The organism is Dongia rigui (genome assembly GCF_034044635.1).
Classification (GTDB): Bacteria; Pseudomonadota; Alphaproteobacteria; order Dongiales; family Dongiaceae; genus Dongia; species Dongia rigui.
The window spans coordinates 1151389-1167941 of record NZ_JAXCLX010000001.1 but is presented as its reverse complement, the minus strand read 5'-3'; the positions used below and the strand labels follow the sequence as shown (position 1 = coordinate 1167941).

The 16553-nt window shown below is 63.3% G+C and carries 11 protein-coding genes; 6 read left to right on the top strand and 5 right to left on the bottom strand.

What is annotated here, in order from left to right; genetic code table 11:
* Nucleotides 1-43 precede the first annotated feature (43 nt).
* The 4 genes from SMD31_RS05235 to SMD31_RS05220 all read right to left on the bottom strand — a co-directional run bounded on the left by SMD31_RS05235 (nt 44) and on the right by SMD31_RS05220 (nt 4624).
* Entirely contained in the window at nt 44-1279 is a 1236-nt protein-coding gene (locus tag SMD31_RS05235) for a PA0069 family radical SAM protein (RefSeq protein WP_320499741.1), read from the bottom strand.
* 44 nt (nt 1280-1323) lie between these two features.
* A complete protein-coding gene (gene moaB, locus SMD31_RS05230) occupies nt 1324-1860 on the bottom strand; it encodes a molybdenum cofactor biosynthesis protein B (protein WP_320499740.1) in 537 nt (178 codons plus the stop codon).
* Between the two features lie 6 nt (nt 1861-1866).
* Complete coding sequence (locus tag SMD31_RS05225; RefSeq protein ID WP_320499739.1) at nt 1867-3438, bottom strand: lytic transglycosylase domain-containing protein; 1572 nt, start codon at nt 3436-3438, stop codon at nt 1867-1869.
* Between the two features lie 301 nt (nt 3439-3739).
* The gene (locus tag SMD31_RS05220; protein WP_320499738.1) at nt 3740-4624 is read right to left on the bottom strand and encodes a uracil-DNA glycosylase; all 885 of its coding nucleotides are present in this window, start codon (nt 4622-4624) and stop codon (nt 3740-3742) included.
* A gap of 177 nt (nt 4625-4801) precedes the next feature.
* Between SMD31_RS05220 and SMD31_RS05215 the strand changes: the two genes are divergently transcribed.
* The 5 genes from SMD31_RS05215 (at nt 4802) to SMD31_RS05195 (ending at nt 12923) form a co-directional block, all read left to right on the top strand.
* Nucleotides 4802-6454 carry an electron transfer flavoprotein-ubiquinone oxidoreductase gene (locus tag SMD31_RS05215; RefSeq protein WP_320499737.1) on the top strand — a complete coding sequence of 551 codons (1653 nt, stop codon included), beginning with the start codon at nt 4802-4804 and terminating at the stop codon, nt 6452-6454.
* 132 nt (nt 6455-6586) lie between these two features.
* Nucleotides 6587-8371, top strand: a complete 1785-nt coding sequence (locus SMD31_RS05210) for a tetratricopeptide repeat protein (RefSeq protein ID WP_320499736.1) — start codon at nt 6587-6589, stop codon at nt 8369-8371.
* Nucleotides 8372-8395: 24 nt separating this feature from the next.
* On the top strand, nt 8396-9238 hold the full coding sequence (locus SMD31_RS05205; protein WP_320499735.1) for a 4-(cytidine 5'-diphospho)-2-C-methyl-D-erythritol kinase: 843 nt from the start codon (nt 8396-8398) through the stop codon (nt 9236-9238).
* A gap of 113 nt (nt 9239-9351) precedes the next feature.
* Nucleotides 9352-12552: a PAS domain S-box protein gene (locus SMD31_RS05200; RefSeq protein ID WP_320499734.1), complete on the top strand. Its 3201-nt coding sequence runs from the start codon at nt 9352-9354 to the stop codon at nt 12550-12552.
* On the top strand, nt 12549-12923 hold the full coding sequence (locus tag SMD31_RS05195; RefSeq protein WP_320499733.1) for a response regulator: 375 nt from the start codon (nt 12549-12551) through the stop codon (nt 12921-12923). The genes SMD31_RS05200 and SMD31_RS05195 overlap by 4 nt, the downstream gene beginning before the upstream one ends.
* A 20-nt stretch (nt 12924-12943) precedes the next feature.
* On the opposite strand, the gene SMD31_RS05190 is transcribed toward SMD31_RS05195, so the two are convergent.
* Nucleotides 12944-14089, bottom strand: a complete 1146-nt coding sequence (locus SMD31_RS05190) for a succinylglutamate desuccinylase/aspartoacylase family protein (RefSeq protein ID WP_320499732.1) — start codon at nt 14087-14089, stop codon at nt 12944-12946.
* Nucleotides 14090-14246: 157 nt separating this feature from the next.
* Between SMD31_RS05190 and SMD31_RS05185 the strand changes: the two genes are divergently transcribed.
* Nucleotides 14247-16508, top strand: coding sequence for an ATP-dependent helicase (locus tag SMD31_RS05185; protein ID WP_320499731.1), 2262 nt, complete (start codon nt 14247-14249; stop codon nt 16506-16508).
* Nucleotides 16509-16553: the final 45 nt, after the last annotated feature.

Sequence of the window (16553 nt, the reverse complement as noted above, 5' to 3'; positions counted from 1 at the left end):
AACGTGGGGGAGGGTTAGGGAGAGGGGGCGCCTCAAGCGGCTCTCACCCAAACAAACTCAACTGCGCCTTTTCGCCTTCCGCCTCCGGTCCCGTCATGCGCCCGGCGGGTGCCTTGAACTGGGTGCCGTCTACATCCCAGCGATAGTTGTTGAGGCCGAGCTTCTTGGCCATCGCCAGCACACGCTGGCGGATGAGCGTGGCGTAGGGGCCGCTGCCCTTCATGCGCTGGCCGAATTCGGCCTGATAGAGGGCGCCGTCGCGGCATTCGCGCATCAGGTCCAGCACGCGTTTGGCTTTCAACGGATGATGCTCTTCGAGCCATTCGCGGAACAGATCCTTGATCTCCAGCGGCAGGCGCAGCAGCGTCCAGTTGACGCTGCTGGCGCCCATTCCGGCCGCCGCCTCAATGATGGCCTCGATCTCGTGATCGGTGAGGCCCGGAATGATCGGTGCTACCGAGACGCCCACGGGAATGCCGGCCTCGCTCAACCGCTTGATCGCCTCAAGCCGCTTGGTGGGCGTCGAGGCGCGCGGCTCCATGACGCGGGCAAGATCGCGGTCGAGCGTCGTCACCGAGATATAGACCTTGGCGAGATTCTTCGCCGCCATGGGCGCGAGGATGTCGATGTCGCGGCAGACATTCGCCGACTTCGTCGTTATGCCGACCGGGTGATTATAGGCCGACAGCACATGCAGCACTTCGCGCGTGATGCCATAGCGCTTCTCGATCGGCTGGTAGCAATCGGTATTGGCGCCGAGCGCAATGACGCTGGGCTTGTAGCCGGGCTTGCGCAACTCCTTCTCCAGGAGCTTTGCGGCATCGGCCTTCATATAGAGCCTGGTCTCGAAATCGAGCCCCGGCGAATGGCCGAGATAAGCGTGGGTCGGGCGCGCATAGCAATAGATGCAGCCATGCTCGCAGCCACGATAGGGATTGATCGATTGATCGAACGGGATGTCGGGCGAATTGTTGCGGGCGATGATCGAGCGCGCGGTGTCGAGTGCCACCTGCGTCTTCAGCGGCGGCAATTCGTCCTCGTCGCCGCCTGTCGGCATCGGTTTAGGTGAAAGATTGAGGGCCACGCCCTTAAAGGTCAGGCCGGTGAAGCTCTCGCCCTCGCTGCCACTGCGGGTCTCATCCCAGCCATCCTCCTCCAGCGGGCGCTCGCCGGGCTCGAAACGGCCGGCGCGGTTGCTGGCGGCGCCGCGGCCCTTGCGGGCGAGGTTGGGCCGGGGGGAATCGGCGAATGGGTCGACGGGATCACGTTCGTAGCGCATGGCAAAATCCTGCCATGGCGAATAGAACATTTCAAGAACGAACTCTATTTAAGATGTTCGAGCAGGCGCGGCATCAGCTCGACCAGATTGCACGGCAAGTGCCGGTAATCGAGCTGCCATTTCAGGATCTCCTCCCAGCCATCGCGGCAAGCGCTGGGCGAGCCGGGGAGGGCGAAGAGATAGGTGCCGCCGGCAACCCCGCCCACGGCCCGGGATTGGATCGTCGAGGTCTTGATCTTCTGATACGAGATCCAGCGGAACAATTCACCAAAGCCGTCGATCTTCTTTTCAAAGATGCTCTCGAAGGCTTCCGGGGTGACGTCGCGGCCGGTGACACCGGTGCCACCAGTCGAGATCACGACATCGACTTCCGGATGATCGATCCACGCCTTCAGCTGCGCGATGATGGCGCCGACATCATCCTTGACGATGTTGCGGGCGGCGAGCTTGTGCCCGTCGCGGGTCAGCAGTTCCACCAGCGTGTTGCCGGATTTGTCGTCGGAAGCCGTGCGTGTGTCGGAGACGGTCAGCACCGCGATGCCGACGGGCAGGAACGGACGCGTGTCGTCGATCCGCGACATCGGAGATTAGTTGGAAGCAGCCGAGACGTTGTCGCTGCGCTGATAGCTCGGCCAGGCACCATTGGCGACGGCTTCAAGCGAGCGCGCCGGCTGGCCGAGGCGGGCTTGATAGACCCAATAGCCGGCCATCACACGCTCGACGAAGTTGCGCGTCTCGCGCGAGGGCATGCTCTCGATGAAGAGCAGCGGATCTTCCGAGCCACGGATACTCTTCTTCCACTTGGCGAGATTGCCTGGGCCGGCGTTATAGGCCGCGGCCATCATGAAGAGGTCACCCTTCACGGCGGAATCTTCGAGCAGGCGCTGGATGTACTTCTGGCCATAGGCGAGCGACGTCAGCGGATCCTTCAGGCGCGCGCCATCCGGCGCGCCGATGGCCGCCGCCGTGCCCGGCATCAACTGCATGAGGCCAACCGCACCCGCGCCGGAAACGGCGCTGGGGTTGAAACCCGATTCCTGGCGCATCACCGAGAACAGCAGGGCCTGGTCGACGGTGAAACCATTGGTCGGCTTCCATGAGGGCAGCGGATAGAGGGCCGCGTCCATGCGGGTGCCACCCTTAAGGGTGCGCCAGGCGCCGATCTTTAGGGCCAGCGACGGCAGACGGTAAGCCTGGCTGATGGCAACTAGCGCGTCGCTCACCTGCGCGCCGGCGTCGTTCTGCAGGATCAGCAGTTCTTTCTCGGCCAGATCCACCTCGCCGACCTGAAGCAGGGCCAGCGCCCGCTTGCCGATGCGCGATGTCATCAGCTGTGCGCCATGGCTGCCGGTCAGGGTGGGCACGCGCCAATCGAATTGCGGTTCCAGACCCAGCGCCCGGGTCGCCAACTGGCCATAGAAGGTGTACGGAAATTCCGAAGCCAGCTTCAGCCAATGGCTGACCTTCTCGGGATGCTTCGCCCGCACATGCGCACGGCTCGCCCAATAAGCGGCAGCCGAGCGGTCCCAGCCCGAAGACGCGGTACGGACAGCGGCTTTCTCGAATTGCGCGGCGGCCTCGTCGTAATTCTTGGCGCGCCAGGCATTGAGGCCGGCATGCCAATTGGGATCGTTGTCGTTCGAATTCTCGTCCGGCGAGCCCACACGGGTGATGTCGAATTTCGGTTTGGTGAGGGCTGCCTTCTTGGCGCCCTTCTTGGCGGCGAGGGTATAGATCGCCTCGGCCTCCGGCAGTGCCGAATAGGATTTCAGCCAGTCGGTGAGTTCCTTGGGCTTGCTCTTATAGCCCGGCGCCAGATAGCGATCGGCCAGCACATGACCCAGCAGGACGGGATCGGTGAGGTCGCTGATGAGGCGATCCGAATTGGTAAAGTCGCCCGCGGCCTGCAGGCGGAAAATCTGGCGATAGCGGTCGGCGTTAACGGCATCAAGGGGCTGCGGCAGCGACGCGCCAAACACGTCCGGACCCGTCTGCAGCGATGCTGTCGTGCTGCCGACCTTGCCCAGCGTGGCACCGGAGAGATCGTCATCGGCCTTGGCCAGTGTGGCACCCAGCACCAATACCGGGGACAGCAACACCACCGCCGCGGTCGACGCCAAAACCCGGCGCCAGCCGTGTTGTGAATTCTTAATCTGCAATCTTTCGCCCCCCTCAGAGCGAGCCGCCTTCGAGGTCCCCCGTTGGACCTGCCTGCGAATGCGGAATTAACGACTTGTGGTTTCTTCTGGTTCCCAGCGTTACCGATTCGAGCCAGCCCCGTCCAGAAAAAACGCCTGTGTAGATCTACAGATATGGTGTCGCAGGCAATGTTAACCACTATATATTGATTTGATCGGTAAAATTTTACGTGACCTGGCAAAGGGTCGCGGCTTTATCACAAAAGCGCCGCAATGATTAACGGGCGCGATATGTCCGACTCCCGGCGTTTCGCCGGTCCCGTTAACCAAGTTCGGCGAGCCGGCTTTTCAGTTTGAGGAGGTCCGCCCAGGTCTCCCGCTTCTGCGCCGGCTGGCGCAGCAGGAAGGCGGGATGGAAGATCGGCAGGGCCGGAACCGCGTTGGCGAGGCCCGCCGATTTATAGTCGAACCAGCGCCCCCGTAGCCGCGTGATGCCGTCATTCGTGCCAAGAAGGGCATGCGCCGACGAGGCGCCGACCAGGACCAGCACCCGGGGTTTCACCAACTCGATATGGCGCTGCACGAAGGGCGCCTGCGCCACCAATTCGGCCTCGGTGGGTTTCCGGTTTCCGGGCGGGCGCCAGAAGCAGATGTTGGTGATGTAGAAACTGGTCCGGTCGAGGCCGATCGAGCCCAACATGCGATCGAGAAGTTGGCCGGAAACCCCGACGAAGGGCTTGCCCAGGCGATCTTCATCCGCCCCCGGCGCCTCGCCCACCAGCATCACCCGGGATTCCGGATTGCCATCGGCAAAGACCATGTTGGTGGCGCGCCCGCGCAGGCTTTCGATGCCCTCGAAGCGCTGCAGGATCTCTCTGAGTTCGTCCAGCGATCCGGCCGATGCTGCCGCGGCCCGCGCCGATTCCGCCAGTGCCCGGTCATTGGCGCCCAGGATGGCGGCCGTCGGCACGGCCGGCGCGCGTGGCGCCGTGACGTTGGCCGGGGCTGGATCTGTCGCCCGCATAGGTGCCGATGCCTTGGGCGCCGCCGTCTCCAGCCGAACGCCGGCCAGACCGAAGCGGCTGATCGGCGCTTCCTCGATGGCGGCATCGGCGCCGGCATCCAGGTTGAAGCGGAGCAATGCCAGGGCGGCATTGGCGTCGGAAATGGACGCGGAAATGTCGGAAACTGGGCCGGATAGAGTCATGCCCCAAGGCTAGCATCGCGCGGCGGTGCCGGTCCAGTTGGCACGCCGGCCGAACTGACCACACTATATATACATGGCGGCCGGTTGCGCGTGGGGCACCGGCCGTTGTAAGCAACCACGCCGCCTGGGCCTGATGACTTGGCGCCCGGCATGCCGCGTAAAGGAGGGGAGGGGCCCATGGACCGGGAAGTAATGGAATATGATGTGGTGATCGTCGGCGGCGGCCCCGCTGGCTTGAGCGCCGCCATCCGCATCAAGCAGCTTGCCGCCGAAACCGGCAAGGATGTCTCGGTCGTCGTCCTGGAAAAGGGCTCGGAAGTGGGCGCCCATATTCTTTCGGGCGCCATCATGGACCCGAAGGCCCTCACCGAACTCATTCCGGATTGGAAGGAACAGGGCGCACCGCTCACCTGCCCGGTGACCGAGGACCGCTTTCTCTTCCTCACCAACGACACCAATTCGTTCCAGTTGCCCAATGCCCTGCTGCCGGAGAGCCTCCATAACGAAGGCAACTACATCATCAGCCTCGGCAATGTCTGTCGCTGGCTGGCGACACAGGCCGAAGGCCTCGGCGTCGAGATATTCCCAGGCTTCGCCGCTGCCGACCTCGTCTTCGACGACGACAAGAAAAAGGTGCTCGGCATCGTCACCGGTGATATGGGCCGCGCCAAGGATGGCAGCGAGAAGGCCGACTTCCAGCCCGGCATGGCCCTCATGGGGAAATACACCCTGTTCGCCGAAGGCTGCCGCGGCTCGCTCGGCAAGCGCCTCATCAAGCACTTCAACCTCGATGAAGGCCGCGACGCGCAGAGCTATTCGATCGGCATCAAGGAGCTTTGGGACATCGACCCGGCCAAGCACAAGCCGGGCCTTGCCATGCACACCGCCGGCTGGCCGGTCGATACCAGCACCTATGGCGGGTCGTTCCTCTATCACGGCGACAACAACCAGGTGATGGTCGGCTTCGTCATCGGGCTTGGCTACCAGAACCCCTATCTCTATCCGTTCGAGGAATTCCAGCGTTACAAGCACCATCCGGAAATCGCACAGTTCCTCGAAGGCGGCCGCCGCGTCGCTTACGGTGCCCGCGCCATCGTCACGGGCGGCCTGCAGGCTTTGCCGAAGCTCACCTTCCCGGGTGGTGCCCTCATCGGCGACAATGCCGGTTTCTTGAACGTGCCGCGCATCAAGGGCAGCCATGCCGCAATCAAGACCGGCATGCTCGGCGCCGAAGCGGCCTTTGCCGCCGTCACCGCCGACCGTCAGCATGATGAGCTCACCGCCTATCCCGAGGCCTTCGAAAATTCCTGGCTCTATGACGAGCTCTACAAGGCCAGGAACTTCAAGCCGTGGATGAACAAGGGCCTCATCGTCGGCACGCTGATGGCCGGCATGGACCAGAAGCTTTTCGGCGGCAAGGCGCCCTGGACGCTTCACAACAAGACGCCGGACAATGCGAAGACCAAGAAGAAGGATTCGTTCAAACCGATCAATTATCCCAAGCCGGATAACAAGATCTCCTTCGATCGCCTCTCTTCCGTCTTCCTCTCCTCGACCAATCACGAGGAAGACCAGCCCTGCCATCTGACCCTGAAGGACCCCAAGGTTCCGATCGAGGTCAACCTGCCGCTCTACGATGCGCCGGAACAGCGTTATTGCCCGGCCGGCGTCTATGAAATCGTGCGCGAAGCAGATGGCTCGTCCCCGCGTCTCCAGATCAACGCGCAGAACTGCGTCCATTGCAAAACCTGCGACATCAAGGACCCGACCCAGAACATCAACTGGGTCACCCCGGAAGGCGGCGGCGGCCCCAACTACCCGAATATGTAAGGCAACTGCCGGAAAACAATATCGTAGGGGCCGCCATCGCATTGTGATGGCGGCCCCTTTCTGCTTTGGGCACTTCCTGCTAAGAGTGTTGTTGGAACTCGACAATTCATCAGTTGAAGGCTGTTTCCGCCCATGAAAATCCGTCTTTCGGTGCCGCGTCTCAGACCGGCGGTGTTGGCCCTGGCCCTGTTGCCGGCGATGATCGCCTGCGCCGGGAAGGAAGACGGCAGCGGCACCGCGCGGGCGGATTCCTCGACTGGCAACGCGACGGCAACCAGCACAGCCGAACCGCAATGGACCCTTGCCGGCGCCTTGCTCGCCGGGCGCCTTGCTTTCAACGAGGGCGACGACGTCATGGCGGCCAAGCTCCTAGGGCTGGCGCGGGAGGCGGCCCCCGGCGATCAGATGCTCGCTACCAGCACCCTCTCGGCTCTTGTCGGCAGCGGCAACTTTGCCGAGGCGGCGAAGCTCGCGGCCGAGATCAAGCAACAGGGCGCCAAGACCCAACTCATCGGCTATGTCGAACTGGTCGACCGCGCCAAGGCCGACGATTGGAAGGGCGCCAAGACCGCCCTCGACAGCATTTCCGATGACGGTGTGGGACGCATCGCCAAGCCGTTCATCGCCGCTTGGATTGAATTGGGTGCGACCGGCAAGCTGGATGCGGCCGTGGCAGCGCTCGGGCCGCTCTCCGAATTCAACGGCCTGGGCTCGGTCGTGACGCAGCACACCGCGCTGATGGAAGACCATCTCGGCCGCACGCAACAGGCGCTCGATCGCATGAAGGGGGCGGCCGATGCTGGTGCCGCCAGTGCGCGCTTCATCGAGCTCTATATCGAGTTCCTGCGCCGCGCCGGCGACAAGGGTTCGGCTGCGGCCTTCCTCGATCTTTTCCGCTCGGCCAATGCGGGGATTGCCGGGGCCATTGCCGATCCGCTGGCTGACCGCCTTGGCCAACCGGTCGAGAAGGGGCCGATCATCCAGAAGCCCGTCGAGGGTCTGGCGGAGGCCTTCTTCGATCTCGGCTCCATCCTGCAATCCGAGAATGCCGGCGACCAGGCCAAGGTCTTTGCCCGCATGGCGCTTGAGCTTGACCCTCAACTCGACATCGCGCGCATGCTGCTTGGCAACATCATGCAGCAGCGCGAACGCTGCCCCGACGCGATCGACATGTACCGCACCATTCCGGAAAGCTCGATCTTCCGCTGGTCGGCCGAGATTTCGGTCGCCGATTGCCAGCAGAAGCTCGAAGACACCAATGGCGCCATCGCCACGCTGGAAGGCTTGGTCAAGGCGCGTCCCGGCCGTACCGAGGCGGTGGTCGAGCTCGGCGATCTTTATCGCCGCGAGAAACGCTTTGCCGATGCGGTGAAGGCTTATGACATCGCCATCGGCACGATCAAGGAACCCAAGGCCGACGATTGGTCGCTGTTCTACTCGCGCGGTGTCGCCCACGAGCGCAACAAGGAATGGGACAAGGCCGAGCCGGATTTCAAGAAGGCGCTGGAACTCTCACCTGACCAGCCCTATGTGCTCAACTATCTAGCCTATACCTGGGTCGAGCGCCGCGAGAACCTCGATGAGGCGCTGAAGATGCTCAACAACGCCGTCGAGCAGCGGCCCGAGGAAGGCTTCATTGTCGACAGTCTGGGCTGGGCCTATTTCCAACTCGGCGATTTCGAAAAGGCGGTTACCTATCTCGAGCGCGCGGTTGAACTGCAGCCGACCGATCCGGTCCTCAACGATCACCTCGGCGATGCCTATTGGCGGGTGGGGCGCAAGAACGAGGCGCGCTTCCAATGGCACCGCTCGCTCTCCTTCAAGCCGGAGGCGGACCAGATCGGCCTCATCCAGGAGAAGCTGAAATCGGGGCTGGGTGCGGTAAAGCCCGACGCCGCGGTACCGTCGGGCGGCTGATTCCTCAATTCTGACGCACGCATCATGCTCGCCCGCGCCAAGGTCAATCTTTATCTGCATGTCGTCGGCAAACGCGCCGACGGCTACCATCTCCTCGACTCGCTTATCGTCTTTGCCGAGACCGGCGATGACATCCGCGTGGCGCCCGCAGAAACGCTGACCCTCACTATCGACGGTCCGTTCGGGCGCGGGCTCGATACCGGTACCGGCAATCTGGTGATGCGCGCAGCGCTGGCCTTGCGTGAATTGACCGGCAGCAAGAGGGGTGCCGCCATTCATCTCACCAAGAACCTGCCGCTCGCCTCCGGCATCGGCGGCGGCTCGGCCGATGCAGCGGCGACCTTGCTGGCGCTGATCGATCTCTGGCAGGTGACGCCGGAACGCGCGGCACTCTACCAGCTTGCTGAAAGACTCGGCGCCGACGTGCCGGTTTGCCTCGACGGCCGCCCCGCTTTCGTGGGCGGCGTGGGCGAGGATATTGTCCCCGCCGGCACCTTGCCGAGGATGCATATCCTATTGGTCAATCCGCTGGTCGAGACGCCGACCCCTGCCGTCTTCAAGGCGCGCCGGGGCGATTTCTCAAATCCGGCCCGCTGGGCGAGACCGCCGGCGACGCCGCAGGATCTCGCTGCCTATCTGCTGGGGCGCCGGAACGACCTGACCGATCCGGCGATTACCGTGGCACCCGCCGTCGCCGCTGTGCTGGACGCGATTGCCGCCACACCGGATTGCCTCCTTGCGCGCCTTTCCGGCAGCGGCGCCACCTGTTTCGGTCTATATGCCGATGCCGCCAGGGCAGCGCAGGCCCGGGCGGCCGTGCTGGCTGGGCACCCCGATTGGTGGGCCCAAGAAGCCCCGATCTCCTGACAACGCAACCCAGGTTGCCGGGCGAACGACCACGCCTGTGCGAGCGACGCGCTTGGCAAGTCCACCTTAAAGGCCATAGGCTTGCTTTCGCATAGCTGACAGGCCACATGCACATGGATGAACTCAACCACCCGAACGGGCCGGCGCGCGGGCAATCGACCGACCCCGCCGATGCCCGGTTGGCAGCGGACACGCTGAACGCGCTGCCGATTGCCGTCTGCGTCGTCGATGCAGACGGGCGGGTGCTGTGCACCAATCCCGCCTGGGTGCGGCTCGCCGATGTCGATCATGGGCGCACCAATTTCAAGATCGGCGACAATTGCTTCGACCATCTGGCGCGGGTGGCTGCCGCCGGCGATACCATGGCGGCAGAAATCGCTGCTGGGTTGCGTGCGGTCATCAATGGCGAGAGTACGGAGTTCGTGCGCAAGGATGTGCGGTGCCTGTCGCAGCCGCATGACTGGTTCGATGTGTTGATCAAGGCCATCGATGGCGACGGTCCACGGCGCTGCCTGATGATGCTTGACGATGTCAGCGAGCGGCAGCGGGCGCTTGGCATCATCAGCGAAAGTGCCGCGCGACATCGCCATGCGGAACGCATCGCGCGTCTTGGCCACTGGCGGCTCGAGCATCGCGGCGATGACTGGCGCAAGGGCTGCATCGAGTACTCGGAAGAAGCCGCTGCCATCCTCGGGCTCGAGCCCGGAATCACCAACCACGATTTCGATGACATCAAGCGGCGAATTCATCCCGACGACCTCGCCCGGGTCCTGGCAATCTACGAGGCCGACCACCCCGAAGGCTATGTTGTCGAATACCGGGTCAGGCGCTCGGATGGCACCTGCCTGACGGTTCAGGAAACGGGTGAAAGCGTCGAGACCGGCAGATACGCCAGTGGCGTCGAGTTCGGCACGATCCAGGACGTCTCCGCGCAGCGCCAGGATGCCGACCGGCTGCGCCGCCTCAATGACGAGCTCGAGCAACTGGTGGCAGAACGGACCGCTGCGCTGGCCGAGCGGGAATCGCAATTGCGACGCGCCCAGGCTTTGGCCAAGATCGGGCATTACACTTGGCACCACGGCCCGTCTGGCGAACAGCTCAGCGATTGGCCGCAGGGCCTCAACTATTCCCAGGCGATTGCCGACATTTTCGGCGTGACGCCGTCTGAGCTCGTCGTTTCGGACGCAGCCTATATCGAGCGCTTCGTCCATCCCGACGACCGCGCGCATGTGCGCGATAGTTACCGGCAGCAGGACGAGGCGAAGCTCGCCAACTGCCCGCCGCTCGAATACAGGATCCTGCGGCCGGACGGTGCGGTGCGCCATGTGGTCGAGATCATCGAAACGGTTGCGGGCGGTGGCGACGATGTCGTCCAGGTGCTCGGCATGATCCAGGACATTACCGCGTCAAAGGCTGCCGAACTGGCCCAGCATGACAGCGAGGCGCGCCTGCAGGCATTCCTCGACAACGCCCCCTTCATCATGTCGATCAAGGATGTCGAAGGTCGCCTGCTGATGATCAATCGCGAAGGCGCCGAGAGCTATGAGGTTCCGCAAGAGAATTTGCATGGCCATCTGACCGAAGAACTGTTGCCCGACGCCGCCGGCCGCACCATTACCGCCATGAGCCGCGAGGTGATGGCGACCGGCAGAGTGGTCACCAAGGAGGTCCAGCTTCCCACGTACGAACGCTACCATTGGAGCCTCGAGATCGAATTTCCGATCCGCGATTCGGCGGGCCGTATCAACGCGATCGGTGGCTTTGCCGTCGATATCAGCGAGCAGAAAAAGGCCGAACTGGCCCTACGCGAGAGCGAGGCGCGGCTGCGGGCCATCTTCGACCATGTCCCCGTGACCTTGTCCCTCAGCAACCCGGCCGGCCGCTATACCATGATCAACCGCCGTTTCCTCGACAAAGTTGGCAAAGGCGAGGATGAGGTCATCGGCCATACCGCCGAGGAGGTCTTCGGTCCCGATGGCGCGCGGTTGCTGGTCGAGCGCAAGGCGCAGGTCCAGCGCACCCTGGCGTCCGTGACCTACGAGGCCCGCACGCCGACCGAGATGGGCGCGCGCGATTGCGCCTTTACTCATTTCCCAATCATTGACGACGGTGTACTGACGGCGATTGGCACAATCTCCCTCGACCTTACCGAGCAGCGCACGGCCGAGGCTGCGTTGCAGCAGGCCCAGAAAATGGAACTGGTGGGCCAGCTGACCGGCGGCCTGGCGCATGACTTCAACAATCTGCTCGGCGCCATTATCGGCAATCTGGATTTGCTGGCGCTCGATATCAAGGAAGAGCGAGGCCGAACGATCCTGCAGCGGGCAGTCTCGGCAGCCGAACGCGGCGCGTCGCTGATCCACCGCCTGTTGGCTTTCTCGCGGCGCCAGACGTTGTCGCCGCGCCTGGTCGACGTCAACCGCCAGATTCAGGAAATGCGGCCGTTGCTCGAACACAGTCTGGGCAGCGGCCTGACCATCGTGGTCCGCGGATCGGCGCACTATGCCTTCGCCCGTGTCGATCCGGTGCAGCTCGAGGCAGCCCTGCTCAATCTCGCGATTAACGCCCGCGATGCCATGCCCGATGGCGGTCGCCTTGTCATCGAAACCGCGAACGTCACCATGGCCGTCCGCGACCTGAGCGGCAACGAACCCGGCTCCTATATCATGATCGTCGTCTCGGACCAGGGAACCGGCATGACGCCGGAGGTTCTCGAAAAATCGATCGAGCCCTTCTTTACGACCAAACCGGTGGGAAAGGGGACGGGCCTTGGCCTCAGCATGGTGCATGGCTTCGTCAAACAGTCGGGCGGCAATATCCATATCGATAGCCAGGTGGGTCGCGGTACCACGGTCGGCCTGTTCTTGCCTTGCGCGAATGAGGGCGCCGAGGAAGCGGATTGGGAATCCGATGCATCAGTCGCCTTGCGCCGTGGCAAGGGCGAGAAGATCCTGTTTGTGGGGCGGGGTGGGCCAGTGCAGAGCGAATGCATGGCGACGCTGCAGAAGCTTGGCTATGCGTGCCTGGTCGCGGGTGACGCGAACATGGCCCTGCTGGCCCTGTCGGAGAATGCCGACATCAAGCTGCTGATCACGGACATGCTGCTGCCGGGCAGTATGCATGGCGCAGATCTTTCCGGCGCGGCGCGGCGCAGCCAGGATGGCCTCAGGGTACTCCAGCTCGCGGGCCTCAGCGACGCCGAGGCGCGGTTGGAAAGCAGCTTGCCGCCTGACGACCTGTTGCTGACGATGCCCTTTCGCGCCCGCGACCTGTTGGCGCTGGTAACCGATCTGATGTCCGAGGTGCCGGCATGAAGACCGACCCCAAACGCATTCTGATCATCGATGACGATCAGGGCTTCCGCGATTTCGCCCGCGATGCCGCCGCCACACAGGGCTGGGTGGTGGAAACAGCCGCCAACGGCCGGGAGGGGTGCCTCGCTTTTGCCAATTTCAATCCCGACGTGGTGATCCTCGACATCGTCATGCCTAAGATGGATGGTTTCGAGGTCCTGGACTGGCTATCCGAGGCGCGGGCACAATGCCGGATCATCCTGCTCACGGGCTACAATCCCAGCTATGCAACCATGGCCGAGCAACTCGGCGAGGCAAAGGGCCTGCCCGCGGTGACCATGCTGACCAAACCCGTCCGCCTGACGGCCCTTGTGGCAGCCATCGCTACCTGAGCCGGCAGACCCCGGCTTAATCAATCGCTGAGCAGCGTGCCGCCCTTGCGGTGGGCGAGCTTGGCCGTGCCGACGATCATGGCGATGCCATCGCCGGGCGAGACCAGCTTGCGCAAGCATCGCGACAGGACCAGGCCGTCAGTGAGGGCGCGGATCGGCTGGCGCGCTTTGTTGGCATCATCGGCCAGCGGGTCGACCAGCTCGGCGATGAGGTCGCCTTTTTTCACCTGGGCGCCCAGGGCGACCTTGTAGGCGATGACGCCGGCCTTGGGTGCCCGCACGATGTCGGTCGCCTCCAGATCCGTGCCCTCGCATTGCAGTTCCGGCACCTTGCCCGGGTCGCCCGCCAGGACGCCATGGCGCTGCAGGAAGCGATAGAGCCCGGCCGCATCTTCACTGGCCATCTCGTCGAACACATCGGCCTGGCCGCGAAATTCGACCGTGGTGGCAAAGCAGGCATTGGGGATCGGGAACTTGTCGCCGATCGCATCCTGCAGCTTGCTCCAGGGCAGCGAAAAGGTTTCGTCAAAGCTCTGCGCCTTTGAATCGACACAGAGGAGGCTCGCTCGCGCGCCGAGCTCGGCCGCGATATCGCTGAAATCCTGCCAATGCATCGGCTGCATGTAGACATGCATCAGGGCTTCGTCGTCGCAATGCAGGTCCAGCACCATGTCGGCATCATGGGCAAGGCGCGCCAGCTCGACCTTGAGCCGCGAGAGTTCCGTATCCGGCATCATCTGGTTGATCTTGGTGCCGATCGCCGCCCGCACGACGGCGACATTGGCGGCTTGATCGGCACTCAGCTTGGTGCGCACCGCATCCAGCAAGCCATCAAAGAGATCGGGCCATTGGCGGTTGAAATTACCGCCGCCGCGCAATTCATAGCGGCCGCTATGGCTGCCATTGACGATCTGGCCAAGACCGATCGGGTTGGCGACGGGGACGACGACGATCTCGCCCTTGATCGCGCCCTTTTTGTCGGCTTCATCCAGCAGGCGCTGCAGGTGATGCACCGCCAGCATGCCGGGAATTTCATCCGAATGCAGCGAGGCCTGGACATAGGCCTTAGGCCGCGCACCCTTGGTGCCATAGCGATGCACGGCCAGGAAGCGCTCGGTGCCCGGGCTCATCGCCCCCAGCGAGATCCGCTCGATCGTCTTGGTCATGATTAAATTCTCTCCAAATGATGTGGCATGGCCGACATTCTGCGGCCGCTGCACAAATTTCGGCGGCATTGGGCAGGTCCAGACCGTGCCTGTCAAGATTGCGGAAATTCTTGCCCGCAGCGCGCGCGAAATCGCGATCCCGGTGCTATAAGGACGCATGACCGAATCGACCGATATATCCGCCCTTAATGCCCCCTATCTCGGTGGGCTCAACGATCGCCAGCGCGAAGCCGTCCTGGCGTTGGACGGCCCTGTTCTGGTGCTGGCTGGCGCCGGCACCGGCAAGACGCGCGTCCTCACCACGAGGCTGGCGCATATCCTCACCTCTGGCCTTGCCTGGCCGTCGCAGATCCTCGCGGTGACCTTCACCAACAAGGCCGCCAACGAGATGAAGGAGCGCATCGGCCGTCTCATCGGCCGCCCGGTCGAGGGCTGGTGGCTGGGTACCTTCCATGCCCTGGCGGCGCGCATCCTGCGCAGCCAGGCGGAACTCGTTGGCTTGAAGCCCAACTTCACCATCGTCTCCACCGACGACCAGCTGCGTCTCGTCAAGCAATTGATCGAAGCGGAAGGTCTCGATTCACAGCGCTGGCCCTCGCGCGTCGTGCTGGGGATCATCGAGCGCTGGAAGGATCGCGGCCTCGCGCCCGACAAGGTCAGCCGTGCCGAATTGGCCGAGGTGGCCTCGGGCCGCATCCTCGACCTCTATCACGCCTATCAGCAGCGCCTGCTCACCTTGAACGCCTGCGATTTCGGCGATCTGCTGCTGCATAACCTCACCATCTTCCGCACGGCGCCGGACCAGTTGGAGCGTTACCAGCAGCAGTTCCGTTACATCCTGGTCGACGAGTACCAGGATACCAACGTCGCCCAGTATCTGTGGCTGCGCGCCTTGGCTCAGGGGCACAAGAACATCTGCTGCGTCGGTGACGACGATCAGTCGGTCTATGGCTGGCGTGGCGCCGAGGTTGAAAACATCCTGAAGTTTGAAAAGGATTTTCCCGGCGCCAAGGTCATTCGTCTGGAACAGAACTACCGCTCGACGCCGCATATTCTTGCCGCGGCCTCCGGCCTCATCGCCCATAACGAAGGGCGCCTTGGCAAGACGCTCTGGACCGACGTGCCGGAGGGCGAAAAGGTGCGCGTCATCGGTGCCTGGGACGGCACGGAAGAAGCGCGCCAGATCGGCGACGAGATCGAAACGCTGCAGCGGCGCGGCAGCGAACTCAAGGACATCGCCATCCTGGTGCGCGCCGGCTTCCAGACCCGCGAATTCGAAGAACGTTTCATCACGCTAGGTATTCCCTACCGCGTCATCGGCGGCCCGCGCTTTTATGAACGGCAGGAAATTCGCGATGCGCTGGCATATCTCCGCCTCATCCACCAGGCAGATGACGGCCTCGCCTTCGAGCGCATCGTCAACACGCCGCGCCGGGGCTTAGGCGATACGACGCTGAAGCAGCTCAACGAGATTGCCCGCGCGCAATCGCTCTCGATCCCGGAAGTCGCGCGCCAGATCGTCTCGACCGATGAGCTCAAACCCGCCGCCCGGCGCGCGCTCGGGTCCTTCATGAATGACGTGGCCCGCTGGCGGCAGATGGCAAGCGCCACGCACCATGCAGAACTGGCACAGATTGTCTTGGACGAAAGTGGCTACACGGCGATGTGGCAGCAGGACAAGTCGATCGAAGCACCGGGCCGGCTCGAGAATTTGAAGGAACTCGTGCGTGCGCTTGAGGATTTCGAAAGCCTCGAAAGCTTCCTCGATCACGTGTCGCTGGTGATGGAGAATGCCGAAAGCGGTCCGCGCGACCAGGTCTCGATCATGACCCTCCATGGCGCCAAGGGCCTCGAATTCGATACCGTCTTCCTGCCCGGTTGGGAGGAGGGGCTTTTTCCCCACCCGCGGGCACTCGACGAGAACGGCATCAAGGGGCTGGAGGAAGAACGGCGTCTTGCTTATGTCGGCATCACACGCGCAAGGAAACTGGCGATCATCGGCCATGCCGGGTCGCGGCGCATTCATAACCAGTGGCAGAACTCGCTGCCCTCGCGCTTCCTTGCCGAATTGCCCAAGGAAAACATCGACCGACAGGACCATGTCGGGTTCACACCGCCCAAGCCATCCGGTTTCGGTGCCCAGACCTGGGGCGGCAATGCGGGGGGCGGCAACGCCCATCCCTGGACCAGCAATGGCCGCTCGTTCAGCCAACGGAAGCCGCAGACCATCGACGTCGAGGCCGAACTGCTGCCCAGTTCGTCCGGCGTCTATCCGTCCGGCACGCGGGTCTTTCATCAGAAATTCGGCTACGGCAAGGTCTTGACCGCCGATGGCGACAAGCTCGAAATCGCCTTTGACAAGGCGGGCGTCAAAAAGGTCATGGCCGGCTTCGTGCTGCCTGCGGAAAAGGCGGGGTGATATCTTCTGCGCCGTCATCCCCGGGCTTGACCCGGGGATCCACTG